At 68.7% G+C, this 25,451-nt stretch carries 25 protein-coding genes; 17 read left to right on the top strand and 8 right to left on the bottom strand.

The genetic code is table 11. The annotated features are described in order from the left end of the window. Positions 1–226: 226 nt before the first annotated feature. The 5 genes from ABZ803_RS01670 to ABZ803_RS01650 form a co-directional block, all read right to left on the bottom strand. Complete coding sequence (locus ABZ803_RS01670; RefSeq protein ID WP_357031342.1) at positions 227–1,600, bottom strand: amidohydrolase family protein; 1,374 nt, start codon at positions 1,598–1,600, stop codon at positions 227–229. A gap of 7 nt (positions 1,601–1,607) precedes the next feature. After that, positions 1,608–2,060: a MaoC family dehydratase gene (locus ABZ803_RS01665; RefSeq protein WP_357031339.1), complete on the bottom strand. Its 453-nt coding sequence runs from the start codon at positions 2,058–2,060 to the stop codon at positions 1,608–1,610. Between the two features lie 63 nt (positions 2,061–2,123). Then, positions 2,124–3,551: a FadD3 family acyl-CoA ligase gene (locus ABZ803_RS01660; protein ID WP_357031336.1), complete on the bottom strand. Its 1,428-nt coding sequence runs from the start codon at positions 3,549–3,551 to the stop codon at positions 2,124–2,126. After that, positions 3,548–4,741, bottom strand: a complete 1,194-nt coding sequence (locus tag ABZ803_RS01655; RefSeq protein ID WP_357031334.1) for an amidohydrolase family protein — start codon at positions 4,739–4,741, stop codon at positions 3,548–3,550. Before ABZ803_RS01655 ends, ABZ803_RS01660 begins: the two co-directional genes overlap by 4 nt. A gap of 38 nt (positions 4,742–4,779) precedes the next feature. Beyond that, complete coding sequence (locus ABZ803_RS01650) at positions 4,780–6,339, bottom strand: AMP-binding protein (RefSeq protein ID WP_357031331.1); 1,560 nt, start codon at positions 6,337–6,339, stop codon at positions 4,780–4,782. 92 nt (positions 6,340–6,431) lie between these two features. Between ABZ803_RS01650 and ABZ803_RS01645 the strand changes: the two genes are divergently transcribed. Continuing rightward, positions 6,432–7,148, top strand: coding sequence for an enoyl-CoA hydratase/isomerase family protein (locus ABZ803_RS01645; RefSeq protein WP_357031329.1), 717 nt, complete (start codon positions 6,432–6,434; stop codon positions 7,146–7,148). Positions 7,149–7,243: 95 nt separating this feature from the next. Here the strand turns inward: ABZ803_RS01645 and ABZ803_RS01640 are convergent, their stop codons facing one another. Continuing rightward, positions 7,244–7,480 carry a hypothetical protein gene (locus ABZ803_RS01640; RefSeq protein ID WP_357031326.1) on the bottom strand — a complete coding sequence of 79 codons (237 nt, stop codon included), beginning with the start codon at positions 7,478–7,480 and terminating at the stop codon, positions 7,244–7,246. Between ABZ803_RS01640 and ABZ803_RS01635 the strand changes: the two genes are divergently transcribed. Further along, positions 7,479–8,081, top strand: a complete 603-nt coding sequence (locus ABZ803_RS01635) for a hypothetical protein (RefSeq protein ID WP_357031323.1) — start codon at positions 7,479–7,481, stop codon at positions 8,079–8,081. The genes ABZ803_RS01640 and ABZ803_RS01635 overlap by 2 nt on opposite strands. 20 nt (positions 8,082–8,101) lie before the next feature. Here ABZ803_RS01635 and ABZ803_RS01630 read toward each other — a convergent pair whose 3' ends face one another. Next, complete coding sequence (locus ABZ803_RS01630) at positions 8,102–8,710, bottom strand: TetR/AcrR family transcriptional regulator (protein ID WP_357031320.1); 609 nt, start codon at positions 8,708–8,710, stop codon at positions 8,102–8,104. Between the two features lie 716 nt (positions 8,711–9,426). On the opposite strand from ABZ803_RS01630, the gene ABZ803_RS01625 reads away from it, so the two are divergent. The 15 genes from ABZ803_RS01625 (at position 9,427) to ABZ803_RS01555 (ending at position 24,540) form a co-directional block, all read left to right on the top strand. Further along, on the top strand, positions 9,427–10,317 hold the full coding sequence (locus ABZ803_RS01625; protein ID WP_357031317.1) for an ABC transporter permease: 891 nt from the start codon (positions 9,427–9,429) through the stop codon (positions 10,315–10,317). Further along, positions 10,317–11,171, top strand: coding sequence for an ABC transporter permease (locus ABZ803_RS01620; protein ID WP_357031314.1), 855 nt, complete (start codon positions 10,317–10,319; stop codon positions 11,169–11,171). Before ABZ803_RS01625 ends, ABZ803_RS01620 begins: the two co-directional genes overlap by 1 nt. Continuing rightward, the gene (locus ABZ803_RS01615; protein ID WP_357031311.1) at positions 11,168–12,436 is read left to right on the top strand and encodes an MCE family protein; all 1,269 of its coding nucleotides are present in this window, start codon (positions 11,168–11,170) and stop codon (positions 12,434–12,436) included. The genes ABZ803_RS01620 and ABZ803_RS01615 overlap by 4 nt, the downstream gene beginning before the upstream one ends. Then, complete coding sequence (locus ABZ803_RS01610) at positions 12,433–13,470, top strand: MlaD family protein (protein ID WP_357031308.1); 1,038 nt, start codon at positions 12,433–12,435, stop codon at positions 13,468–13,470. The genes ABZ803_RS01615 and ABZ803_RS01610 overlap by 4 nt, the downstream gene beginning before the upstream one ends. A gap of 4 nt (positions 13,471–13,474) precedes the next feature. Then, entirely contained in the window at positions 13,475–14,530 is a 1,056-nt protein-coding gene (locus tag ABZ803_RS01605; protein ID WP_357031305.1) for an MCE family protein, read from the top strand. Continuing rightward, positions 14,527–15,627, top strand: coding sequence for an MCE family protein (locus ABZ803_RS01600; protein ID WP_357031302.1), 1,101 nt, complete (start codon positions 14,527–14,529; stop codon positions 15,625–15,627). The genes ABZ803_RS01605 and ABZ803_RS01600 overlap by 4 nt, the downstream gene beginning before the upstream one ends. Then, on the top strand, positions 15,624–16,730 hold the full coding sequence (locus ABZ803_RS01595) for an MlaD family protein (protein WP_357031299.1): 1,107 nt from the start codon (positions 15,624–15,626) through the stop codon (positions 16,728–16,730). Before ABZ803_RS01600 ends, ABZ803_RS01595 begins: the two co-directional genes overlap by 4 nt. After that, positions 16,727–18,013: an MlaD family protein gene (locus ABZ803_RS01590; protein WP_357031296.1), complete on the top strand. Its 1,287-nt coding sequence runs from the start codon at positions 16,727–16,729 to the stop codon at positions 18,011–18,013. Before ABZ803_RS01595 ends, ABZ803_RS01590 begins: the two co-directional genes overlap by 4 nt. Before the next feature lie 57 nt (positions 18,014–18,070). After that, positions 18,071–18,757: a hypothetical protein gene (locus ABZ803_RS01585; protein WP_357031294.1), complete on the top strand. Its 687-nt coding sequence runs from the start codon at positions 18,071–18,073 to the stop codon at positions 18,755–18,757. Between the two features lie 117 nt (positions 18,758–18,874). Continuing rightward, positions 18,875–20,152, top strand: coding sequence for a cytochrome P450 (locus ABZ803_RS01580; protein ID WP_357031291.1), 1,278 nt, complete (start codon positions 18,875–18,877; stop codon positions 20,150–20,152). A gap of 73 nt (positions 20,153–20,225) precedes the next feature. Then, positions 20,226–21,062 carry a mycofactocin-coupled SDR family oxidoreductase gene (locus ABZ803_RS01575; protein ID WP_357031288.1) on the top strand — a complete coding sequence of 279 codons (837 nt, stop codon included), beginning with the start codon at positions 20,226–20,228 and terminating at the stop codon, positions 21,060–21,062. Between the two features lie 63 nt (positions 21,063–21,125). After that, a complete protein-coding gene (locus ABZ803_RS01570) occupies positions 21,126–21,998 on the top strand; it encodes an LLM class flavin-dependent oxidoreductase (RefSeq protein WP_357031285.1) in 873 nt (290 codons plus the stop codon). Between the two features lie 89 nt (positions 21,999–22,087). Beyond that, positions 22,088–22,918, top strand: a complete 831-nt coding sequence (locus ABZ803_RS01565; RefSeq protein WP_357032616.1) for an acyl-CoA thioesterase domain-containing protein — start codon at positions 22,088–22,090, stop codon at positions 22,916–22,918. A gap of 29 nt (positions 22,919–22,947) precedes the next feature. Beyond that, positions 22,948–23,376, top strand: coding sequence for a DUF427 domain-containing protein (locus ABZ803_RS01560; RefSeq protein ID WP_357031282.1), 429 nt, complete (start codon positions 22,948–22,950; stop codon positions 23,374–23,376). 99 nt (positions 23,377–23,475) lie between these two features. Next, positions 23,476–24,540, top strand: a complete 1,065-nt coding sequence (locus ABZ803_RS01555; protein WP_357031279.1) for a dihydrodipicolinate reductase — start codon at positions 23,476–23,478, stop codon at positions 24,538–24,540. 6 nt (positions 24,541–24,546) lie between these two features. Here ABZ803_RS01555 and ABZ803_RS01550 read toward each other — a convergent pair whose 3' ends face one another. Further along, positions 24,547–25,320 (bottom strand): hotdog domain-containing protein, encoded by a 774-nt coding sequence (locus tag ABZ803_RS01550; protein WP_357031276.1) that lies wholly within the window; start codon positions 25,318–25,320, stop codon positions 24,547–24,549. Positions 25,321–25,451 lie beyond the last annotated feature (131 nt).

Genomic DNA, 25,451 nt, shown 5'->3' with positions numbered 1-25,451 from the left:
AGACGATAAATCTTCTTAGAAGAGAATGTCACTCTCGTAGTTCTAGTAGACGATACACCTCGGGTCGGGCCGGGTCGACAGGATGGGGACGTCATCCCCGGTGTTTCATCGACCATCTATGGCTACGTGCGCTGAGATTGCCTTCTCCATGAAGGAGAATTATGTTTTCATTTGAATCGGAGGGCACTCGGGCATCGGTACGGTGATCCCGTACCGCTGGAGCGCACTAACCGATCGCCACATACACCGCTGTGCCGTCCACAACGGTTGCCGCTACGAGTTCCCGGTCCGGCACACCGATCTCCCGCGGCGGCACGCGCAGCAGGGTCAGATCCGCGACCTCCCCGGCGGCGACGGCGCGCGGCAGGGTGGGCCGCGCGGGATGCCCGCAGAACAAGGCGAGCGCGGCGGGCAGCGAGATCCGCTCGGCGGGTTCGCGTTCGACGGCCGCGCGCACCACCCGCCACGGGTCGGCGTCACCGAACGGCGCGTCGGTTCCGGCCGCCACCGGGACACCTGCGGTCAGCAGGGAGCCCAGCCGCCACAGGTCGCACCGGTCCTCGGCCGCCACCTCGCGGGCGTACTGCTCGGCGCGCTCGACCGGGAAATGTGGTTGTGTCACCACCGGAACGCGATTGCGGCGCAACCATTCCATGAGATCGGCGGGCACCATGGCGCCGTGCTCGATCCGGTCACCGGCGAGCAGCCCAGCCTCATCGAGGGCGGCGATGGTCAAGATCAGCTGTACTCGGGTCACGCAGTGCACCGCGACGGGCCTGCCTGCCGTGTGTGCCTCCTGGATGCGCGTTACGAACTCCGGCAGCGAGGGGAGTGCGGTGTCGTCGAGCAGGATCTTGGTGGGTCCCAGCGAGAATCGCCGCTGCCCGGGATCGGTCACGCCGGGCGGTGCCATGCAGTGCACCCGCTGCCGGATCGCTCCGGCCGCCACCGCTTCGGCCAAGGCGGTGACGTCCTCCTGCGACAGTCCCGGAGTGGCATCGGTATAACCGGTGATGCCCGCGGCCGCGGCCTGGGCGCTGATCAGCGCGGGATCGGCGGAGGTGGGCGGGACCCGCGCGCCGAGCCAGGAATCCAGTCGCCACAGGCGTCCGTTCGCCTCGCCCCTCCGGTCGCGCTCCACCCCCGGCAGCGCGCAGCCGTGCGCCCCGGTCTCCCGGCAGCCGCGGGAGTTCAGCACCCACAGCGCGCCGGATCGGTGCTGGATCCGCACCGGCCGATCCGGAACGAGGCGGTCGAGCACCGTCCGGTCGAGCGGCCCCGCGACACCGTCGTGGTAGCCGACGCCGCGAATCCACTGTCCCGCCGGTAGTTCGGCGTCCGCCCGGCTCAGCGCCGCGGCGAACGCGGCGGCATCCCGGACGTGCGGCGGGCCGACCGGCACCGACCCGGCCTGCGCGGCGAGCGCCCGCAGATGGAGGTGATGATCGTGCAGTCCGGGCAGCAACCAGCCGCCGCGGGCGTCCAGATCGTCCTCGCCGGGCAGCGGCCGCAATCGGCTGCCGCACTCGACGATGCGCCCACCGCGCCAGCGCACGTCGGTGTGCGGGCTGCCGGCCAGCGTGGCGTTGCGAATCAGCATGGGCCGCTCAGGCCAGGTACCGGACCAGGTGCTCGGCGACGCAGGCCGGCTTGTCCGCGCCCTCGGCGGTGATCGTCACGGTGCGTTCGGCCTGCACCCCGCCGGGCACATCGGTGACGGCGGTGAGCGTGACGGTGCCGCGCACCCGGCTGCCGACCCGGACCGGGCTGATGAAGCGCACCTTGTTCAGCCCGTAGTTGATCGCCATCCGTGCCGAGCGCACCGACATCAACTGCTGGCTGATCGGCGCGAGCAGCGCGAGGGTGAGAAACCCGTGGGCGATGGTTGCCCCGTACGGGCCGTCCGCCGCGCGGCCGGGATCGACGTGAATCCACTGGTGGTCGCCGGTGGCCTCGGCGAACAGGTCGATGCGCCGCTGGTCGATCTCGAGCCACTCGCCGGGCCCGAGCACGGAGCCCACCGCTGCGCGCAGGGCGTCGAAATCATGGAACTCGGTCATGCGGGATCCTCTCTGCGGTCGGCGCCTGCACGATATCCGGCGCGCGGGCCGCCGGGTCGGCTGCTACCGCAGTTGGTCCTTCATCACCTTGCCGGTCGCGTTGAGCGGCAGGGCGCGCAGGAAACGCACCGAGCGCGGAACCTTGTAGCCCGCCATCCGGTCCCGGCTCCAGGTGATCAACTCGTCCTCGGTGACGGGGTTTCTCGTCACCACGAAGGCCCGGCCGACCTGCCCGAGCCGTTCGTCCGGCACGCCGACGACGGCGGCCTGCGCGACCGCGGGATGTTCCAGCAGGAATCCCTCGATCTCGGCGGGATAGGCGTTGAACCCACCGACGATGAACATGTCCTTCTTGCGGCCGACGATGCGCAACCTGCCGTCGGTGTCGAGGCTGCCCAGATCGCCGGTGTGCAACCAGCCCTCGGCGTCGATCGCCTCGGCCGTCGCCTCCGGATCGTCCAGGTAGCCCTGCATCACGCTGTAGCCGCGGACGAGGATCTCGCCGTCTTCGGCGATGCGGATCCGCACGCCGTCGCAGGGCTTCCCGACCGTCGTCGCGATCTGCTCGAAGGTGTCCCCGGGCCGGGAGGCGGTCGCGGTGCCCGCCTCGGTCAGCCCGTATCCGGTCATGATCGACTGGAACGGGAGTTCCTCGCGCATCCGGCGGATGAGTTCGACCGGAATGTCGGCCGCCCCGGTGACGGCCGCGCGCAGCGAGGACAGATCATGCTCGCCCGTGGCCTCCAGCAGGGAATGGTAGAGGGTCGGCGGCCCGGGCAGCATCGTGATCCGCTCCCGGGCCACCAATTCCAGCACCCGATCGACGTCGAACACCGGCACCGGAAGGATCGTCGCGCCGCGGATGAGCGAAGCGACCAGACCCGCTTTGTATCCGAAGGTGTGGAAGAACGGGTTGACGATGAGATAACGGTCGCCTTCCCGCAGATCGGCGAGATCGCACCACTCCGCGTACAGGCGCAACGTCTGGGCGTGATTCATCATCACCCCCTTGGGACGCCCGGTGGTGCCGGAGGTGTAGACGACGTCGGCGATGTCGGTGCCGGCGACGTTCCGCTCGAACGGCGCGCCCCCCTCCAGGAAATCCGACTTCACATCGATCACGGGCACATCGGTGGCGCCGGTGTAGTCGACGCCGAGGAACCCCTGCTGGACCAGCACCGCCTTGGCGCCGCTGCGGCGGATGATGTCGCCCGCCTCCGCGGCCTTGAGACGCGTGCTCACCGGCACCACGACGCCGCCGGCGGTGAGCAGGCCGAACGCGGCGACGATCCATTCCGCCGAGTTCGGCGCCCAGATCGCCGCGCGGTCGCCTTTCTCGATCCCCGCCGCGGCGAAGGCGCCCGCGGCTCGACGCACCCGCTCGGCGAGTTCGGTGAAGCTCCACCGCAGGTCCCCGTCGACGACCGCTTCGGCGTCGCCGAAGCGGTCCGCCGCGTCGAGGACCAGCTCGGGGAGTGTCTGCCAGGTCATACCTTCAGCAGCCGCGCCAGGTTGCCGCCCATGATCTTCGCCTGATCCTCCAGCGGCATGTCCTTGATCTCGTTGATGTAGCGCGCCGGCTCGGCCAGGCCCTCCGGGTGCGGCCAGTCGGAGCCGAAGAGCACGTGATCGGCGCCGATCGTGTTCGACAGCCTTTGCAGGTCCTCCTCCCAGAACGGGCTGACATAGAGGCTGCGCTTGAGGGTCTCCACCGGATCCTGGAAGCCGAAGCCCTCCGGCGCCTTCTTGTAGACGTCCGACAGCTGTTGCAGCAGCGGCTCCAGCCACGAGGAGCCGTTCTCGATGACGGCGACCTTCAGTTCCGGGAAGCGGTTCAGCGCGCCGTGGCAGACCCAGGACGCGACGGCGTCGGTGACCGGCCGCCACTGGTTGGTCATCGCGAAGGTGTTGGTCTTGAACGGCAGCATCTCCAGGCTGTTGCCGTCCCACTCGGCGTCGAAGCGCGAATAGCCGCTGTCCGAGGAGTGCATGGTCACCAGCACGTCGTGCTCGACGACCCGCTTCCAGAACGGGTCGAACTCGGGCAGCGCGAACGACCGCATGCCGCGCAGGCCGGGCACCGGGGCCGGGCGCACCAGGATCGCCTTGGCGCCGTGCTCGACGACCCAGTCCAGTTCCGCGATCGCCTTCTCGACGATCGGCAGGCTGACCACGGGGACGGTGAAGATGCGGCCGGAGTGCACGTAATTGCCGTCCTGGCCCCAGGTTTCGAGCATCCACTGGTTCAGCGAGTGGATCACCGCGTGGATCAGGTCCGGATGGTGGCGCATCCGCTCCTCGACCAGGCTGGCCAGGGTCGGGAACATCAGCGCGCGCTGCAACTGCAGGTTGTCCATGACCTTCAGGCGCTCCACCGGATCGCGGAAGGCCTCGATCGCGCGCATCGGCTCACCGAAGATCTCGCGCCTGCTCTTGCCTTCGGGGTTGCCGTGCTTGAAGTACTCCTCCATGGCGCCGGGCCGGGCCACGACGTCGAAGGTGGGATTGGGGATGTACTCGCTGATCTGGCCGAGCACCGCGATCTTGGTGCGGCCCTTGATCTCGACGTACTGGATGGTGCCCTCGTACTCCTTGGGCAGGTACCTGGTGAGGGCGTCTTTGGTCTCGTACAGGTGGTTGTCGGCGTCGAAGAGCTGGTAGGGCAGCTCGACTTCAGTCATGGAATCCTCCTTTTCATTTAATGAGAATGTTATTCTCTTCAGGGTTGTACCGCAACGCCCTCGATCCGCGCGGCCGCCAGGTTCGCGCGGACCACGAACTTCTGGATCTTTCCGCTCGCGGTACGGGGGAAGTCGTCGACGACGTGCACTTCCTCGGGCCACTTCTGCTTGGCCAGCCCGGCGCCGCCGAAGTGCGCACGCAATTCGTCCAGGTGCGGCGCGGCCCGCCCGGGCTGTAGGCGCAGCACCGCGGCGGTGCGCTCGCCGAGCCGGGCGTCGGGCACGGCTACCGCCACCGCCTCGGTCACGCCGGGCAGGGTCAGCAGCACCTCTTCGACCTCGAGCGCGCTGATGTTCTCGCCGCCGCGGATGATCATGTCGGACTTGCGGTCGGTGATCGTCAGGTAACCGTCCGCGTCCAGCACGCCGATGTCACCGGTGTGGTACCAGCCGTCGTCGTCGAAGGCCGCCGCGGTGAGCTCCGGATCGGTGTAGCCGAGGCACAGATCCGGTCCCCGGCTGAGGATTTCGCCGTCCTCGGCCAGTCGCACCTCCGCGCCCGCCAGCGGGGCGCCGTCGGTGAACAGCCGTTTTGCCTCGGGGGCGGTCGGGTGCGATCCGGTGATCGAGGGGTGTTCGGTGCTGCCGTAGGAGCGGTACACGGTGATACCGGTCCGCGCCAGACGGGTGGTGATCGCGGCGGGCACCGCCGCGCCGCCCAGCCCCGCGTAGCGCAGCTGGGGCAGATGCTCGGGCGTGTAGTCCGGATGCTCGAGCAGGCTGGTGACGTAGTAGGGCACGCCGCCGCCCACCGTGAGGTGTTGGGTGCGCATCAACTCGAGCACTCTGCCCGGATCCCAGACGTCGATCAGATTGATCGGCATCCGGTCGAGCACCGGGATGAGGAAGGCGTTCACCATGCCGATGAAGTGGCCGACCGGCGCGCCGGTGAGCTGGTCGCCACGGTCGGCGGGGTACATTCCGGCGAGTTGCCTGGTCTCGTGGCCCAGCGTCCGATGGCTGTGCACCACGCCTTTCGGGGCGCGGGTGGTGCCGGAGGTGAACGCGATCAGCGCGGGCCCAGCGGGGTCGGCCGGAAGGGTCCCCGGCATCGGCGCCGGGTCGAGCAGCTCCTCGAAATCCTCGCCCACCACGCCGACGATCGGGACCGCGTCGCGCAGGCCTGGGGCGAACTCGGTGTTGCCGAACCGATCGGTGGTCACGAAGACCTTCGGCCGGACCGTCGCCAGGATGTAGCCGACTTCCTTGCGCCCGTAGAAGTGGACGATCGGCACCACCGTCGTGCCGAGGAAGGCCGACGCCCAGAACACCGCCGCCGCTTCCATCCAGTTCGGCAGCTGGAAAGCGACCACGTCGCCGGGACCTACGCTGCGGCGGCGCAACCCGGCGGCCAGCCTGCGGGCGATCTGTTCGACATCGCCGAACGTCCCCGACCACGGCCGCACCGCGGAGTGGATGCGAAACGCGGTGCCGGGCGCGGCGGCCAGTCCGCCTGCCAAGAGGTCACCGATCGTCTCGGGGGTCCACCAACCCTCCTCCTGGTAGCGATGGACCAGGTCGAGGGGGATCTCGCGCATCGTCGAACTCCTGTCTCGGGCGGAGCGCCGCGCGAGATATGCCTATAGTTCTCTCGATAAGAGAATCATATTTCCCTGTAGGAGAACAAGTTATGGTCGAGTTCGAGCTGGATGCGGGATTGGCGGTCGTCACCATCAATCGCCCGCACGCCCGCAACGCCATCGCGCCCGGCACGATGGACGAACTGGAGAAGGCGATCGACGCCGCCGCCGATGCCCGCGCGCTGGTCATCACCGGGGCGGGGGATCGCGCTTTCGTCTCCGGCGGGGATCTGAAGGAACTCGCCGCGCTGCGCACCGAAGAGCAGGCGGCGGCCATGGCCCGGCGGATGCGCGGCATCTGCGACCGGCTGGCCGCGTTCCCCGGCCCGGTGATCGCCGCACTCAACGGGCACGCGCTCGGGGGCGGCGCCGAGGTGGCGGTGGCCGCGGACATCCGGATCGCGGCCGACGACATCAAGATCGGGTTCAATCAGGTGTCGCTGGCGATCATGCCGGCGTGGGGTGGCGCCGAGCGACTGACCCGGCTGGTCGGGCCGGGACGGGCGCTGCTGCTCGCCGGTTCGGGCGCCATTCTCGACGCCGCGTCCGCCGAGCGAGTCGGCTTGGTGGACAAGGTGCTGCCGCGTGCCGAATTCGACAAGGGCTGGCGGGCTGTGGCCCGGTCCCTGGCGAGCGAGCCTGCCGCTGCGATCAAACGGGTGATCGGCGGTGTCCCCGTGGAGGAGGCTGTCATGGAGTTCGCCCGGCTCTGGGTAGCCGACGAGCACTGGCGCGCTGCCGATCGAGTGATGAATCGCGTCAAGTGATTTCAGGTCGTGCACCGGTGGGTGACGCGCGGGAGCGGGCCCGCTTCGGCATGTATGTGATGTAAATCACATAATGCAAATCTGGAAGGTCATTATCACAGCAGGAAGAACCGATTTACGGTGTGTTCGGTAGGTTTCCGGTGGAGCGGCACGGGCTCCGTCATCAGCCCTGGCGTGCCGTCCGCTCCGGCTTCGACCGTTCGGCTCGACGTGCGGGCGCCGCCGAGCACGGCTTCGCCGATTCCGGTGTCGGCGAGACCGCGTGCGCTCACCCAAGTTTCGCGGTCGGACCTGCCCTGAACTGCACGTTCGATTACGGGATGGGTAACCATGGTCAGACGATCCGTCGATTCCATCGACCGAGGTGTTCGGGAACTCCACTCCGTCGCACGCTGGCGAGCCCATGCGCGGCGGCATCCGCTGCGCTACCGCTTGGCGGTCGTCGCGCCGAGTGCGACCGAGGTGATCCGTCACGCGGGCGGCTGGCTGTTCGACCGCACCACCGCCGGGTGGGAGGTGACAGTTCTGGTCGCCGACCACGCGAACGTGCGTCCGCTGCGGATTCTCGGCGCCACGGTGCTCGACCTGGAACAGTCGCTGACCACGCCGGTGCACGACACCTGGCCGACGGCCGTCGCCGTGGCCGCGCAGACCTACCGGTCCGACGACCGGGTGCGCGCCGGGGTGCTCGACTGCCTCGATCGCGGCCTCACCGAAGTCGCCTTGTGGGGCGTGGACCTGCCCGCCGAACTGGAGCACCGGGTCGATCACGCGCAGCATCGGATGAGTGTGGCGGCACGGGCTTTCAAGTCGTGCGCCCTCAGCGCGGCGGGACTGCCCGCCGAGGACGTCGGCGCGAGCGAGGCGTTCCGGACCGGTGAACTCCGGCCGCCGGCATACCGCTGCGAGGTGGATCTGGTTCCGGCACGCTGAACCCAGCCGGTCGCCGCCGGTCAGGCGATGCCCGGCCCGGCGTCGCCGCGTTTGCCCTCCAGCCTGTCGATCTCGCGTTCGACCAGCTCGAAGGCTTCGGCGTGGCCGCCGGACATGCCGAGCGCCCGCTCCAGCACGACCACGCGGGAAACGCTCGTCATCAGCACCGCCATGGCCGCGGGCGGAAAGCGCGAGGTATCGAATTCGTATTCGTTCAGAATTCGCTGCAAAACCTCGGTTTGGATGCTCCGGAATCGCTCCGCGTAGCCGGCCACCGCCTCTCGTATCGCGGGCCGATGGTTGGACAGTCCGACGAATTCCATGGTGAAGCGCACCGCCGTCGCGTCGGTGCTGAAATCCCACAGTGCGCGCAGTGGTTCTTCCGTTTTCATCATCTCTGCCTGGAGTTCGAGTCCTTGCTCCGCGCGGCGCCGGAAGATTTCGAGCAGCAGTTCGTCCATGGATCGGAAGTAGTAGTGCACCAGTTGCGGTTTGAGTCCGGCGCGCTCGGCCACCCGGCGGGAGGTCACCGCCGCCCATCCCTCTTCCAGCAGCAGCTGTTCGGCGGCGTCGATCAGGACGCCGCGATTCTTGGCGTCGGGTGCTCCGATCCTGCGGGACGATGGCATCCACCGGCCTCCTTCGGGAATATTCGGTCATCGGATCAATTCGTATCGTAGTACCGGGCGCCGGTTCTATTGACGCATTGTCCACCTCCGTGCTATGCATGTGCACAGCAGGGTGCTGGGCACCCGCTCGGCACTGGGCATCCGCGCCGGTCGATTCGATGCGGTGTCCTGATGCCGAGTGGTACGAGACAGTGGACGCGGGTAGTCAGGAGGCTCGTAACAGGGCCACGGTGAGCGGCGGTCGATCGGGGCGCCGATTCCGTGGCATGCGCGCATATCGTCGCGCGTCGGCTCGAGTAAAACAATACGTTTTCGGAAACGAATTGCCGTTTCCGCGAAACTGCGCCGATTCGAGTGGTGGGGACGCTCCGCCACTCCATTTGTGCTTTCATCATCCTGCCGTTCATAGGTTTTCGTGCTCGATCGAATCGCTACAGTCCGTTCCTCCCGCTATTGACTCGTGATGTAACGGCACGCACAATAGCGATGTGACGCTTCGTCGTCGGAGTGAGTTCGGGGCGAAATTCGAGCCGGACAGCCGAGCCGGCATTCCGGGAACATATTCTCGACGCTCCGGAAGCGTGGCAGTCACTGGACCGTTCGAATGTCCGGCCATTCCTCGCACCGCAGTGCGGGGAGCTCGCGTGGAATAAACCTGTTTCGGATCATTCTCGCGCGCTCGTCCACGGATGCCGGCCCGAAGAGTTTCGAGATCGATGATGATTTCCCGCGAGACCGACGCGCGCGAGAACACGCGTGCGGCCGCCGACAGCGGCGCCTCGTCGGCGACCCGGGAGATCACCGCGTGGTTCCGGGGCTATCTGCGCCGCCATCCCGTCACCGCCCTGGAAACCGTCGGCGGCCAGTTCGTGCTGGGCGTGCGCGCACTGCAATACCTGTGCGTGGACATCGCGACCGGACGGTTCGCGTTCGCCGAGTTCGTCCGGCAAGCGGCGTTCATGGCCTCGGCGGCCGTGCTGCCGACGATCTTCGTGTCGTTGCCGATCGGGGTGACGCTCTCGATCCAGTTCGGCCTGCTGGCCGGGCAGGTCGGCGCCACCTCATTGGCGGGGGCGGCGAGCGGCCTGGCGGTCATCCGGCAAGGGGCGCCGATGGTGGCCGCGCTGCTCATGGCCGCCGCCGTCGGCTCGGCGATCTGCGCGGATCTCGGCTCCCGGAAGATCCGGGACGAACTGGACGCCATGGAGGTGATGGGGGTGTCGGTGGTGCGGCGGCTGGTCGTACCGCGCCTGGCCGCCGCGGTGGTCGTCGGCGTTTCGCTGACCGGTGTCGTCTGCTTCGTCGGCTTCCTGGCCGGATACCTGTTCAACGTCTTCGTCCAGAGCGGGGCGCCCGGCAGTTTCGTGGCCACCTTCGCGTCGTTCGCGACGGTGAGCGACCTGGTGCTGACACTGTTCAAAGCCGTCGTCTACGGCGCCATCGTGGCCGTCGTCGCGTGCGAGAAGGGACTGTCCACCAAGGGCGGTCCCGCCGGCGTGGCCAACTCGGTCAACTCGACCGTGGTGGCCTCGATCCTGCTGTTGATGACCGTGAACGTCGGCGTCACCCAGCTGTCGATGATCCTGCTGCCCCGGCAGGGGTTGTGATGGCCGCGCCGTACCGCCCGCCGGGGACCCGCGTCGCGCTGCGCGGGCTCGCTCGCCTGGGTACCGCTGTCATGCGGCTCGGGCACATGATGACGTTCTTCCTGCGGGCGCTGTTCTCGATACCGGTCATGCTGCGCCACTACCGAACCGAGTTCGTGCGCATCCTCTCCGATGTCACGTGGGGCAACGGTTCGATCGTCGTCGGTGGCGGCACGGCAGGCGTCATCATCGTGCTGGGCGCCGCCGGTGGGGCCATCGTGGGCCTGGAAGGCTACAACGCCTTGCATCTGCTCGGAATGGAGCCGACGGTCGGGTTGATCGCCTCGACCGCCTCCACGCGGGAACTGGCTCCGATCATGGCCTCGCTGGCGTTCGCGGCCCAGGCGGGTTGCCGGTTCACCGCGCAGTTGGGCGCCATGGGCATCGCCGAGGAGATCGAGGCGATGGAGTCGATGGGCATTCGCTCGATCCCGTATCTGGTCAGCACCCGGATCCTGGCCTCGGTACTCGCGATGATCCCGCTGTATGTGGTGTGCCTCGCGGTGAACTATCTCGCGGTGCGCGTGGTGGTCGGGCTGTCCGGAGGGCTGTCCGCGGGGACCTACGAGCACTACTTCCAACTGGTGCTCAACGGACCGGACATCGTCTACTCGCTGCTCAAGGCGGTCGTCTTCGTGATCCTCACCTCGACCGTCCAGTGCTACTACGGCTTCTACGCCGCCGGTGGCCCGCAAGGGGTCGGCATCGCCGCCGGGCGGGCGATGCGCGCGGCGATCTCGCTGATGATCGTCGTCAATCTGCTGCTCACGATTGCGCTCTGGGGCATCGGCGCCAGCGCGAGGCTCGGAGGATGACCATGTCGATCCTGTTCGAGAAAGACGGGCGCGGCCCCTCGGTGATCTCGCTGCTCGTGCGCGGGCTGATCCTCGTCGTGGTCACTGTGGCGGTCGTGACGGTGCTGCTGATGAAATCCACCGGCCGCTTCGACGACAAGGTGGAAGTGACCGCCCTGCTGGAACAACTCGGCGACGGGCTGCCCGCCCGGTCGGACGTGAAGTTCCGCGGCATGCTGGTCGGCACCGTGGCCGAGGTCGCGCCTGCCGCCGGCGGTCCCAACCGGGTGCGGCTTCTCCTGGATCCCGTTGCCGCGGCGGAGATCCCGCGAACGGTGACCGCGCGGGTGGTCCCGAGCAATGTCTTCGCCGTGTCGTCGGTCCAGTTGGTGGACAACGGTCCCGGCTCCGCGCTGCCCCCGCATGCCGAAATCCGCCAGGATCGCGGTCTGTCGACGGTGCAGTTGCAGACCGCCCTCACCAAACTGCGCGAGATCATCGCGAGCGCGGCGCGGATCGGCGCGAGCAACACCGTGGGCGTGCTGGCCGCGGTGGCGACGGCGACCGACCGCCGTGGCGCCGACATCGTCGCGGCCGGCGCGCAACTCGAGCGCATCACCAGGGAATTCGACGCGCTGCTCACCGCGGACGGCGGTCCGCCCACGCTGACCGTGCTGGCCGGCGCCGTGCGCGCCCTGAACGCCTCCGCGCCCGATCTGCTGGACGCGCTGCACCACGCCGTCCTGCCCATGCGAACCTTCGCCGAGCAGAACCAGCAACTCGTCGGGCTGCTGTCGGCCGGTGGCACGACCCTGTCCTCGGTCGGTGACACGCTGGACCGGCGCACCGATCAGATGGTCACCGTGGTGAATCAGATGGGTCCGGTGCTCGACGTCTTCGCCGACGGCTCACCGGCTTTCGGGCCGATCGTGGTCCGGATCAAGAAACTGTCCGACCTGTGGTTCACCGAGTTCTGGAACCAGGACAGCCCGCGCGGACGCGGCAAGTTCCAGTTCCGGTTCACCCCGCACACGCCCTACACCAGGGCCGACTGCCCCCGCTACGGCGAACTGGCCGGAGCCAGTTGCAGCACCGCCCCCATCGCCGCGCCCACCCAGGAACTGCCACCGGCCATGGATCCGCGCACCTACCCGTCCCCGCCGGATCTGCCGCCGGACCTCCAGGAGCTGATCCGCCGCGTCCTGAGCGGAGAAGCCGACGGCGCGGAATCACTGCTCGCGCCGTTGCTGGGTGACGGTCCCTTCCCCGGCGGAGGTGCCCGATGAGCTATCGCCGCTCCCTGATCGGCGTCAGCCTCTTCGTGGCCGCCGCCGTCGCCCTGCTGTGGGTCACCTTCGTGACGTTGGACCGCGGAATCGACGGCCGGACCAATCCGTACTCGGCGGTGTTCAGCGACGTCAGCGGTTTACGGGTGGGCGACGACGTCCGCATGGCCGGGGTCAGGGTCGGTCGCGTCGACAAGATCGAGCTGGACGGTACGCGAGCCCGGGTGCGGTTCCGCGTCGAGGACGCCCAGAGGCTGTCCGGCAACACCAAGGCGTCGATCACCTACCAGAACGTCATCGGCCAGCGGTACCTCGGCCTCTCGCCTGCCGATTTCGGTGACCCGTCCCCGCTGCGGCCGGGCGGGGAGATCCGGCTCGAGCACACCGAACCCTCCTTCGACATCTCAGCGCTGCTCAACGGATTCGAGCCGCTGTTCGGCGGACTCGACCCCGCCCAGGTCGACAATGTGACCGGTGCACTGATCAGGGCTTTGCAGGGGGACAACACGTCGGTGGTGCTGCTGATCGACCAGGTCTCGACACTGGCCCGGTCGCTCGCCGGACCGGATCAGGTACTGGGCGCGGTCATCACCAACCTGAACCAGGTGGTGGGTGATCTCGCGGTGCACAGCGGTGAGGTGAGCGCGCTCATCACGCGATCGCGCGCGGTCATCGACGGCCTGGCACTGCACCGCGAGGAACTGCTCGGCACGCTGAGCACCGCGGCGACCCTGACCGACCGGATGGCGGGCGTGGTCGCGGGCGTGCAACCGGAACTCGACGAAATGCTGTATCGCGAACCGGGTTTCACCCGGCACTTCATGGACAACAAGGAAAACTTCGCCTACCTGGGCTTCAACCTGCCCGCCCTGATGAAGGGCCTCGCCAGGGTGAGCCAAGAAGGCGCCTATCTCGACACCTATCTGTGCAATTTCGGCGTCGACCTGATCCCGAGCCTCGCCACGCTCGTGCCCACGATCGTGGGGCTCGCGTCCGCGACCGGGCAGCCCCAGCAATCACCGATCTGCAGGTGACAGTATGAAATCGAAAGAATTCGCCGCACAAACCATTCGGACGTTACGGCAACCGATCGAGTCACACCGGCGCAGTGTGCTCGGCGTGCTGGCGCTCGCGGCGCTGCTGGCCGTCCTGGCCGCCGCGCTGGGGTTCAACGCGCTCGGCGTCGGCCGGGTCTCCTACGAGGTGGAATTCGCCCAGGCGGCGGGCCTGCGCCCAGGCGACTCGGTCACCATCGCCGGTGTACCGGTCGGGACCGTCGAGACGCAACGACTGGCCGGCGACCACGTGGTGGTCACGGTGGCGGTCGACGAGAACGTGGCGCTCGGGGCGGAGACCAGCGCCGCGATCAAGCTGACCACCTTACTCGGCGCCCGTTACGTGGAACTGCGGCCCGCCGGGCAGGGCGTACTGCCCGGACGACGGATAGCGCTGCGCCACACCGCCGTCCCCTACGACCTGCAGCAGGCCCTGGAGAACGCCACGGTCACCTTCGAGCAGATCGACGCGCAGCAGATCAGCAAGTCGCTCGACAGTCTCGCCACCCAGTTGGACGGGGTGCCCGCGGTGCTGCCCGGACTGCTGGAGAACATGCGCGCGCTTGCCACGATCATCGGCGATCGCCGCGGCGAGCTGGGCGCGCTGCTGGCGGGGACGCAGCGGTTGACCACCGTGGTCACCGAGCAGCGCGGCGACCTGGCCGCGATCACGGCGCAGGGCCGCGACCTGCTCGGCGAGATCGTCGCCCGCCGCGACGCGATCGAGCGGCTGATGGACGGCACCCGCCGCCTGGCCGACCAGTTGCGCGTGCTGGTCGTCGACGACCGGCCGAAGCTCGAGGAGCTGATCACCGGCTTGAACGGACTGCTCGGCAGCTTGGCCCGCAACGACCAACTGCTGCGGAGCACCTTGGAAATCCTGCCCGTCCCGGTGCGCAACTTCGCCAACGCCTCCGGCACCGCGAACGAAGTCGACTTCACCGCACCGGCAGGCCCGCTGATCGATTCCTGGATGTGCGCCATCAGCAGCCGTGCCCCCGGAATCGACCTCCCGCCCTATTTCGAGGACTGCCGATGAGAGCGCTATCAGTCTTGGTCCGGTTCGGCGCGGTGCTGCTGGTCGGCGCGTCGGCCGGATGTGCCGGTGACGCGGTCGGCGAGACCGGCACGACCGTGACCGCCGCGTTCGACAACGGGGCCGGCCTGTACGTCGGCAACGCGGTGGCCGTACTCGGCATGCCGGTCGGTGAGGTCACCGCGGTGCGGCCGCACGGCTCGCACGTCGAGGTGACCATGCGGATCGACGCCGACGTCGACATCCCGGCCGACGCGAAGGCCGTCACGTTGTCGACCTCGGTCCTCACCGACCGCCACGTCGAGTTCACGCCGGCCTACCAGGGCGGTCCCACCCTGGCCGACGGCGCTCGGATCGGACTCGATCGCACCAGGACGCCGGTCGAGTTCGACCGCCTGCTGGGTGCCGCCGACCGAATGGGCGGCCGATTGCAGGGCGCACGGCCCGGCGACGGTCCGATCGCCGAGCTGCTGGGCGTGTCCGCGGCGATCACCACCGGCAGCGGCCCGCAACTGCGCCGGACCATGGACGAACTGGCCGACGCGATGCGCCTGGGCGACGACGGCGGCGCGCAGGTCCGCGACGCGATCACCGGGATCGTGGACCAACTGGCCGTCCTGGCGCGCGCCGCCGCCGACAACGAAGGTGTGATCCGTGAATTCGGCGGCGCCACCGCGCAATTGGGCGATGCGCTGGCCGATCTGAACATCGGCGCGGGGGAGACGGGCGCGCAGATCAACCAGATCCTGCTGCAAGCGAACGATCTGCTCACGCACAACGCGGAGAGCATCCGGTCCACGGTGGCCGACGCGAACACCGTGACGCGCGCGCTCGCCGACTACCGGCGTGAACTGGCCGAGTTCATCGATGTGACGCCGCTGCTGCTGAACAACGCGTACAACGCGGTCGATTTCCCGTATCGCGGAGTGCGGGTGCACGCGCTGCTGGACAAGGTGTTCTTCGACGGTCAGCTCGTCAAAGAGGTGTGCAATATCCTGGGCTTGCGCCAACTCGGCTGTGCGACCGGAACTTTGCAGGACTTCGGTCCGGACTTCGGGATCACCGACATGCTCGACGCGATGTCGAGGTTGCCGCGATGACGAACTGGAGACTCGGGATGCGCGCCGCGGCACTCGGCGCGGTGCTGGCGACGACGACGGCGTGCTCGGTGGGGCTGGAGGACCTCCCGTTGCCCGCGCCCGGCGTCGGCGGCGCGAAGTACACCGTCCACGCCGACTTCGCCAACGCGCTGAACCTGCCCGCCAAGGCGAAAGTCCGGCTCTCCGGGGCAGACGTCGGCGAGGTGACCGGCATGGCGGTGCGCGACTTCACCGCCGTCGTCACGATGGGCATCGACCGAGGCGTGGTCCTGCCGCTCGGGACGCGCGCGGAACTGCGCACCGCCACCCCGCTGGGCGATGTCTTCGTCTCGCTGACGCCGCCGCCGGACGCCACACCGGCGACCCCCGCACTGCGTGACGGGGACAGCATCGCCCGGGATGCCACGGCTGCCGCCGCGACCATCGAGGAGTTGCTGACCACCGCCGCGCTGCTGGTGAACGGTGGCGCGATCCGCAATCTCACCACTCTCGTCAACGGACTCGGGCAAGCGGTCGGCGACCGTGGCGAACGGGTCGGCGCCTTGATCGAGCAGTCCACCCGAGTGGTGCGGGCACTGGCCGCCCGCTCGGAGGACATCCGCACCACCCTCGCCCAGATCGACGAGCTCACCCGGCAGGTGCACGCCCAGCGTCGCACCATCGACGATGTGGTCTTCGCGGCGGGCCCCGCGCTGACCACGCTGCAGGACAACGCGCGGCAAGCGCTGGCACTGGTCCGGCGGGTGGATCAGATCAGCGGCCGGCTGGCGAAGTTGCCGGGGCTGAACGGCGCCGCCACCACCGGCATGGTCGCCGACATCAACCGGATCGCCGCGGAACTCAATGCCGCCGCGACCGACCCGAACGCGAGCGTGGCGGCGATGAACGCGATGCTCGGACCGGTCATCGCCGTCACCAGCAGCACCTCGGCGAGCGTCGACGCCGACATGCGGGATCTGGCGCTCGGCGTCCTGCCGGACCCGAACCATCCCGGTGATCCGGCCAGCCGCCTGCCGGACGCGCGGGATTGGGAAGCGTTCGTGGGCACCCTCACCTACACACTGCTGAAGCTCCAGCAACGGGTGACGGGAACCGGCCGATGAGCACGCGCGCGGCGGCGCTGGAACTGCCTGCGCGCGTGCTGGTGACGGTCGTGCGCGCGGGACGAGCCAGGCGCTCGGGCCTTTCCGCGGGCGCGCTGGTGCTCACCCTGGTGGTGGGCGTCGGCTATCTGATGTTCGGCGCGCTCGGCGTGGATCCGGCGGCAGCGACGATCACGGTGCGGGTGCACCTTGCCGATTCCGGCGGCCTGCTGGCCGGTCGGCAGGTGACCTTGCGCGGAGTACCGATCGGCCGGGTCGAATCGGTGGAGCTGACCGGCGCGGGACTGGTCGCGGTCGCCGCCGTCGACGCGGACATCCGGGTGCCCGCCGACGGGGAGGTGCGCGTGGCGAGCCTGTCCCTGGCCGGCGAGCAATACCTGGACTTCCGCCCCACCCGCGACGACGGGCCGTACCTCACCGACGGCGCGGAGATCGCCGTCGAGGCGACCACGACGCCGACGCCGCTGTGGAAGACGCTCTCCGAATTGGATTCGGCACTGGCCCAGGTGGATCCCGCCCAGCTGGCGGCCATCGTGGACGAACTCGGCGTGAGCCCGGCGGGGCCGGGCAAGCTCGCCGATATCGTCGACGGCGGCGTATTCCTGGTCTCCACCCTGGATTCGGTGCTCCCGCAGACGGTGAGCCTGTTGCGGGACAGCCGGTCGGTGCTCGCGACCGTCCGTGATTTCGGTCCGGGTCTGATCGAGTTCGCGGGCAACACGAACGCCTTGCTGAGCGGTGTCGAGAAGAAGTCCGGTGGTTACGCCGAATTGCTCGCCGCCGCACCGGGAACCCTGCGTGCGCTCGACGCGGTCCTCGCGGAGAATTCGGGCGCGGGCGCCGCGCTGCTGGAGAACCTGGCGGTGGTGGCGGACACGACATCCAAGCGAGTGCCCGCTCTCCAGGAGTTCTTCTTCCCGACCGAGCGCGCCGGTTCCACGCTGGACGCGATAGGCGTGGCGTTCCACGACGGCGGCGTCTGGGGATTGGTGAATCTGTACCCGCGCCGCAGTTGTGATTACGACCTGCCGCGCCGTCCGCCGTCCTTGCCGGACTTCCCGGAGCCCTATCTGTACACGTCGTGTCCCGACCACGATCCCTCGGTGCTGATCCGCGGCGCGCGCAATGCGCCACGTCCGGCGGGAGAGGAGATCCCGGACGGCCCGCCGCCGGGCGTGCGTGCCGACCAGCAGGCCACCCCCACCCCGATCGGGCCGCTGTCGCTTCCACTCACGTTCGCGGGACCGCCGCTGCCGCCCCCGCCACCCGCGCCGCGGCGATGACCGGCCGCGGCCACGGTCGGCCTGACAGTGCACACCCACCACAAGCGAGGAGTCATCATGAGCCACAGTGATACCGCGACCTCGGTAGCGACCGAGCGGAAGCTGTCGACCGCCCCGGGCGAAGCCGAGGAGGCGGCCGAGGAGGCGCCCGAGGAGACGGCCGCCGTGACGGATCCGGCCCCGGCCGAGCAGCCTGCCGACGGCGACGCCGCCGAACGGCAGCCGAGCGCGTCCGCGCGACCGGGCCTGCTGTCGCGCGTGACCCCGCTGATCCGGCGGGCCCTGCTGCCCGTCACCGCGGCCGTCGCGGTCGCCGCCATAGCGGCGGCGGCCGTCCTGGGCTGGCAGCTGAAGAAGGAACGCGACGTGGACGCCGCGGCGGCGGCCGGGCTTTCCGCGGCCCGCTCGTACGCCATGACGCTGACCAGCGTGGACTCGGGCACCCTCGACCGTGATTTCGCCGCCGTACTGGACGGCGCGACGGGCGAGTTCCGGGATATGTACACCCGCTCGAGCGGCCAGTTGCGCCAGCTGCTGCTGGAGAACAAGGCGACCGGTAAGGGAACGGTGCTCGACGCCGCGGTCAAGTCGGCGACGGAGACGAAGGTCGAAGTCCTGCTGTTCATCGATCAGACGGTGACCAATTCCGCCTCGGCGGATCCGCGAGTGGATCGCAGCCGGGTCGAGATGACCATGGAACTCGTCGGAGGCCGCTGGCTGGCGAGCCGGGTCTACCTGCCCTGATCCCCGCTCTACCGCGCGAGCGAATCTCCCCGCGGCCATGGGAGAATGATCTTCGCTCTGGAAGAGAATAATGTTATCCTTTCGCTAAGTAGCTTCTATCACCCAGGAGTGCTCTCGATGACTGACTTCGATTCGGTCGACTACTTCACCGATCCGGCCGTCGTACCGGATCCGCATCCGTACTTCGATCACCTGCGGGCCAAGTGCCCGGTGACGCGGGAATCGCGGTACGGGGTGTACGCGGTGACCGGATACGAGGAGTCGACGGAGGTGCTGAAGAACTCGGAGGTCTTCTCCTCCGCGATCGCCGTGGGAGGTCCGTTCCCGCCGTTGCCGTTCGAAGTCCAGGGCGACGACCTCACCGAGTTGCTCGAACAGCACCGCAGCCAGTTGCCGATGTTCGAGCACATGGTGACGATGGATCCGCCGCAGCACACCTACGCGCGGTCGTTGCTGAACCGGTTGCTGACGCCGGCGCGGCTGAAGGAGAACGAGGACTTCATGTGGCGGTTGGCCGACCGCCAGCTCGACGAATTCCTGGAGCGCGGGCGGTGTGAATTCCTCGCCGAATACGCCAAGCCGTTCTCGTTGCTGGTCGTGGCCGACATGCTGGGCGTGCCGGAGGAGGACCACGAGGACTTCCGCATCGCCTTGGGCGCCGAGCGTCCGGGGTCGCGGGTCGGCGCGCTGGACAAAGAGGTCGTGTCGAGCAATCCGCTGGAGTGGCTGGACGAGAAATTCGGTTCGTACATCAGCGATCGGCGGCGCGAGCCGCGCGACGACGTCCTGACCTCGCTGGCGCTGGCGAAGTACCCGGACGGCTCCACACCCGAGGTCATCGACGTGGTGCGCTCGGCGACCTTCTTGTTCGCCGCCGGGCAGGAGACCACCGCGAAGTTGCTGGGCGCGTCACTGCGGGTGCTGGGCGATCATCCCGAGGTGCAGGAGCGGCTGCGCGCGGATCGCAGCCTGATTCCGGTGTTCATCGAGGAGTCGCTGCGGATGGATTCGCCGGTCAAGAGCGGTTTCCGCCTGGCGAAGCGCGCGACGACCATCGGCGATATCGACATCCCGGTGGGTTCGACGGTGATGTTCTGCCCCGGCGCGGCCAACCGGGACCCGCGGCGATTCGAGAGTCCGCACGAATTCCGTTTGGACCGGCCGAATTTCCGCGAACACATGGCCTTCGGGCGTGGGGTGCACTCCTGCCCGGGCGGCCCGCTGGCTCGGGTCGAAGGGCGCGTGTCGATCGAACGCATCCTGGACCGGATGCTGGACATCACCATCGACGAGCAACGCCATGGCCCCGCGGAGGAGCGGCGCTACAGCTACGAGCCCACCTACATCCTGCGCGGGCTCACCGACCTCCACATCACCTTCACGCCCAACTCCTGAGCAGGGGTAACTCCCCGCTTTCGGGCGATCTCACGAACCAGCCCTCTCGGCGGAACAACGAATAGAGGTAACCATGACCGGACGGGTCGAAGGAAAGGTCGCGTTCATCACCGGTGCCGCGCGCGGCCAAGGCCGCAGCCACGCGGTGCGGCTGGCGCAGGAAGGCGCCGACATCATCGCCGTCGACGTGTGCAAGCAGCTCGACAACGTGCCCTTCCCGATGTCCACCGCCGAGGATCTGGCGACCACCGCCGATCTGGTCAAAGCCGAAGGCAGGCGGGTGTTCACCGCCGAGGTGGACGTGCGCGACTTCGCCGCGCTGAAGACCGCCGTCGACAGCGGCGTCGAGCAGCTCGGCCGGCTGGACGTCATCGTGGCGAACGCGGGTATCGGCAACGAGGGCGGGCAACTGCTCGACCTCGACGAGAACCTGTGGGACGACATGATCGACGTCAACCTGGGCGGCGTGTGGAAGACCGTGAAAGCCGGTGCGCCGCACCTGATCGCGGGCGGCCGTGGCGGCTCGATCGTGCTCACCAGCTCCGTGGGCGGCCTCAAGGCGTACCCGAACGTGGGTCACTACGTCGCCGCGAAGCACGGCGTCGTCGGGCTCATGCGAACCTTCGCCGTGGAACTCGGCCACCACTCGATCCGGGTCAACTCGGTGCATCCGACGCACGTGAACACGCCGATGGTGATGAACGAGGGCACCTACAAGCTGTTCCGCCCCGATCTGGAGAACCCGGGCCCCGCCGATCTCGAGCCGATCTGCCGGATGTTCCACACTTTGCCGATCCCGTGGGTGGAGCCGGTCGACATCAGCAACGCGGTGCTCTACCTCGCTTCGGACGAGTCTCGTTTCGTCACCGGTGTTCCGTTGCCGATCGACGCGGGCAGCATGCTCAAGTGAAAGGCGGCTGCGCGTCGCACGGCTACGCCCGGGGGTGAGAACGGTTTGCGGTACGGCCTCTGTGTGCCCTGCCTCGGCGACTTCGCCGAACCGCGTCAGGTCGCCGACCTGGCTCGATGCGCGGAGGAGGCCGGGTGGGACGGCTTCTTCGTCTGGGACCACGTCGTATTTCCCTACGGCGCTGTCGAAGTCGCCGATCCCTGGGTGCTGCTCACGCTGATCGCGAGTTCGACCGAGCGCATCCGTCTCGGCCCGTTGGTGACGCCGGTCGCGCGCCGCCGCCCCGGCACGCTGGCACGGCAGACGGCCTCGCTGGACCGGCTCTCCCGCGGCCGCCTGGTACTCGGCGCCGGACTCGGCTTCACTCTCGCGGCCGAGTACGGCACCTGGGGCGAACCGGCCGAGCCACGTGCGGTCGCCGAGCGGTTGGACGAGGGGCTGGCTCTGCTCACCGCGCTGTGGTCCGGTGTGGAGGTCGACTTCCACGGCACCCACCTGTCGGCCGATGGCGTGACGTTTCTGCCGACCCCGGTGCAACGACCTCGCCCGCCGATCTGGATCGGCGGCAACTGGCCCAATCGCTCTCCGCTGCGGCGTGCCGCCCGCTGGGACGGTGTCGCCCCGATGATCATCGGTTCCGACGGGTCGTTCGGACCGACGCCGCGGATCGTCACCGAACTGGTCGGCGCGGTCGCCGAACATCGCACGGACGGGTCCGCGTTCGACGTCGTCATCACCGGCCGGACGCCCGCCGACCGCCCTGAGGCGGCCTGTGCCACGGTCGAAGCCATCGCGGCGGCGGGGGCGACCTGGTGGCTGGAAGGCTTTCATCCCGGCCCGGGGGAGTACGCGCAGGCGCTGCGCCGCGTGACCGCGGGTCCGCCGCGCCGCAGCAGGTCACCGCGGACCCGGCACCGAGAAGAAGGAACCAAGTGAGCCATGACCGGCCCGGGGGCGGCCCGGGGGAAGACGCGCCCAACGCCATCGAGGACACGGCCGCGCCCGGCGAGTCCTCGGTGACGCGGATGCTCGAGATCTTCGATGTCGTTCCCGTCGGCGTGAACACCTTCACCGGCGCCAGTGACGGCGGATCGCGCAAGGTGGTCGACGGCACCCAGCTCCTCGCGCAATCCCTCGTCGCGGTCGCGAAACGGTTGCCCGGCAGATCGATCCGGTCGGCGCACGCCATCTTCACCCGTGTCGTCGATCCGGACGAGCCCCTCGAGTTCGTGGTCGACGTGACCCACGAGGGACGTTCGATGGCCGCGGCGGTGGTGGCGGTGCGGCAGAACGGTCGCCGCTGCGCATCGGTCGCCGTCCTGGCCGACACACCGGCAGCCGACGTCATCCGGCATCACGCGCCACGCCCGCGAGTCGCCGGGCCGGAGGAGGCGATCGTGGCCGAGATGCCGATGGCGGGCCGCGAGCTGCGGATCGTCGGCGTCGCCGATGTGAACGACCCCGCGGAGGTCGGCCCGCCCGAGTTGTCCGCCTGGCTGCGCTACGAACCGATTCCGGTCCGCGACGACCTCGCCAAGGCCCTGCTCGCCCACTTCACCGGTCACCTCTCGGTCTCGGCGACCATGCGCGCGCACGCGGGTGTCGGCACCAGCCAGGCGCACCACACCATCTCGACGGCGGTCATGACCGTGACGGTGAGTTTCCACGAGCCGACCGGGTGGGACGGCTGGCTGCTGTACTCCCACGAGAGCACGCAGGTGGGCGGGGGCATGTCGTATGTCCGCGGCCAGGTGCACACCGAGGACGGTCGCTTGATCGCCTCGTTCACGCAGGAGGCGATGATCCGCCCGCTGCGCCGGGAACACGCCGCGATCCCGGCGGCCGCGCGGCTGTGACCGGTCGGGCTTCGGAAAGGAATCCTCGAATGGACGAACAGCGGACCGCCGCGGAGGTCGAGCACTCCGGTTTCGCGGCCAGACCCGACTATCGCGTCGACATCCACCGCCGCCGCAACCTCGTCACGGCCCGGCTCGGCGACCGGCTCGTCGCCGAGACGACGCGGCCGCTGCTCGTCGACGAGCAGGACCACGGTCTGGTGTTCTATTTCCCCCGCGAGGACGTGCGGGTCGCGCTCCGGCGCGACGACGCGCGCAGCAGCCGATGCCCGTTCAAAGGGCAGGCGACCTACTGGCGTTTCGACGGCGACGGCGACACCGCCGTGTGCTGGGGTTACGACGACCCGATCCGTCAAGTGGCGCGCCTACACGGGCACGTCGCCTTCTATCAGGACCGGGTACAGGTCTGCGTCGGTGTGGCGACTCCGGCGGTCCTGGGAGTGCCCGCCCGGGCCTGAGCGCGCCACGGGGCCGGTGCCCAGCGCAGCATGAGAGCAAAGTTCTCGAAAATGAGAATTCCACTTCGAAATGGTGCTGTCGGCTTCTATGCTGAGCGCGTGTCAAACACACCTGCGTACAGGGTCGTTCAATGGACCACGGGGAATGTCGGTAAGAGTTCGGTGCGGGCCATCGCGGCCAATCCGCTGTTCGAACTCGTCGGCTGCTACGCCTGGTCGCCGGACAAGGTGGGGCGCGATGCCGGCGAGTTGTGCGGTATCGAGCCCTTGGGGGTCACGGCCACCGACGACATCGAGGCTCTGCTGGCGCTGAAGCCGGATTGCGTGGTCTACAACCCCATGTGGATCGACGTGGACGAACTGGTCCGCATCCTGTCGGCGGGGGTCGATGTCGTCGCGACCGCTTCGTTCATCACCGGCCACAACCAGGGAGACGGCCGCGACCGGATCGCCGAGGCATGCCGCCGCGGCGGTTCCACCATGTTCGGGTCCGGCATCAGCCCGGGGTACATCAATCTGCTGGCAGTGGTGGCCGCGGGCATCTGCGACCGGGTCGACAAGGTGACCATCGACGAGGCCGCCGACACCACGTTCTACGACTCGCCGGAAACCGAGAAGCCGGTGGGGTTCGGCAGGCCGATCGACGATCCCGCCCTGCCCGCGATGACCGCCCACGGCACCGGCGTGTTCGGTGAGGCCGTGCGACTGATCGGCGACGCTCTCGGTGTCGAACTCGACGAAGTGCGCTGTGACGCGCAGTACGCGCAGACCACCGCCGATCTCGATCTGGGGTCGTGGACCATTCCGGCGGGCTGTGTCGCCGGCGTCTACGCGAGCTGGAAAGGGCGAGCGGGCGACCGGACCCTCGTCGAGATCAACGTCCGCTGGCGCAAGGGGCAGACGCTCGAGCCCGATTGGCGGATCGAGCAGGACGGGTGGGTGCTGCGCGTCGACGGCCGTCCGACGGTGCGGAACGTCGTCAGCTTTCTGCCGCCCCCGGATTTCCAGGCCGAGACGATCGCCGATTTCATGACCCTCGGGCACATCATGACCGCCATGCCGGTCATCAACGCCGTTCCCGCCGTTGTCGCCGCCGCACCGGGCATCGTGACCTACAACGACTTGGCGCTCATCCTGCCTCGCGGCGTGGTACCGCAGGGCTGAGGCCGTTCACCTGCCGAAAATGCGGGCGGTTACCAGCGTGGTGAGCCGATTGTCGTTGCCGGTGTCGCGCACTTCGACCCGGCCCAGTCCCTCGTGCAACCGCGCGTCGGCGACCACCGGGCCCACCCGGGCGCCGAGCACGTAGCGCAGGCCGAGGAAACCGAGGCTGTCGCCGGGGGCCAGCGAGAGCACCGCCTCCTCCGCGGCCAAAGCGAGCAGACCACCGTTGATGGTGTCGGAGGCATTGAGCCCCTCGGCCGACCGCGGCAGCACCACCGTTCCGGGGGCGACCCGCAGGCAGCCGGCGCGCTCGGCCAACGGCATCGGCAGCCGCTCCGCGGTGGGCGGCAGTTCGACGCTCAGCCGCGGCGGCAACTGGACGTCCGGATCGGGCGCCACCATGAAGGAAGCGGCCCCGAGGGCGATCGGCTCGGCATCGACGCTGAATTCGAACTCCGCCACGAAGACCGAGCGACCCGCTTTCACCGTTCGTCCGACGGCCCTGACCTCGCCCGTACCGGGGGCGGGACGGTACAGGTTGACGTCGAGTTCCAGCGTGACCGGTACCCGCGGGCCCATCGCCAGGGAGGCCAGCAGGCCGGAAACGGTGTCGGCCCAGGTCGCGAGGATGGACGTGCGCAGCACGGCGGTGCCCGGTACGTGCATCTCGGGCGTGATCTCGGCGCGACCGTGCAGTTCGTCGCCGACCCGGCGGGTCACGAACCCCAGTTCCCGCAGAATGCGGCCACGTTCTTCCAGGCTGCTCAGGACGCTCGCCACGGCTTCCTCCTGCTCGGCGCCACGGCTCGAGCTCGCGAGGCCTCGGACCGTGAATAATCTAATTCTCCTATCAGAGAATGTCGATCTCAAACGTAGCACGCCCGGGTGCCCATCATCGAGGGTGTCGCCGG

Origin of the sequence: Nocardia sp. NPDC047648, assembly GCF_040642815.1 — a bacterium.
Lineage (GTDB): Bacteria > Actinomycetota > Actinomycetes > Mycobacteriales > Mycobacteriaceae > Nocardia > Nocardia gamkensis.
This window is presented reverse-complemented; position numbering and strand designations above follow the sequence as displayed.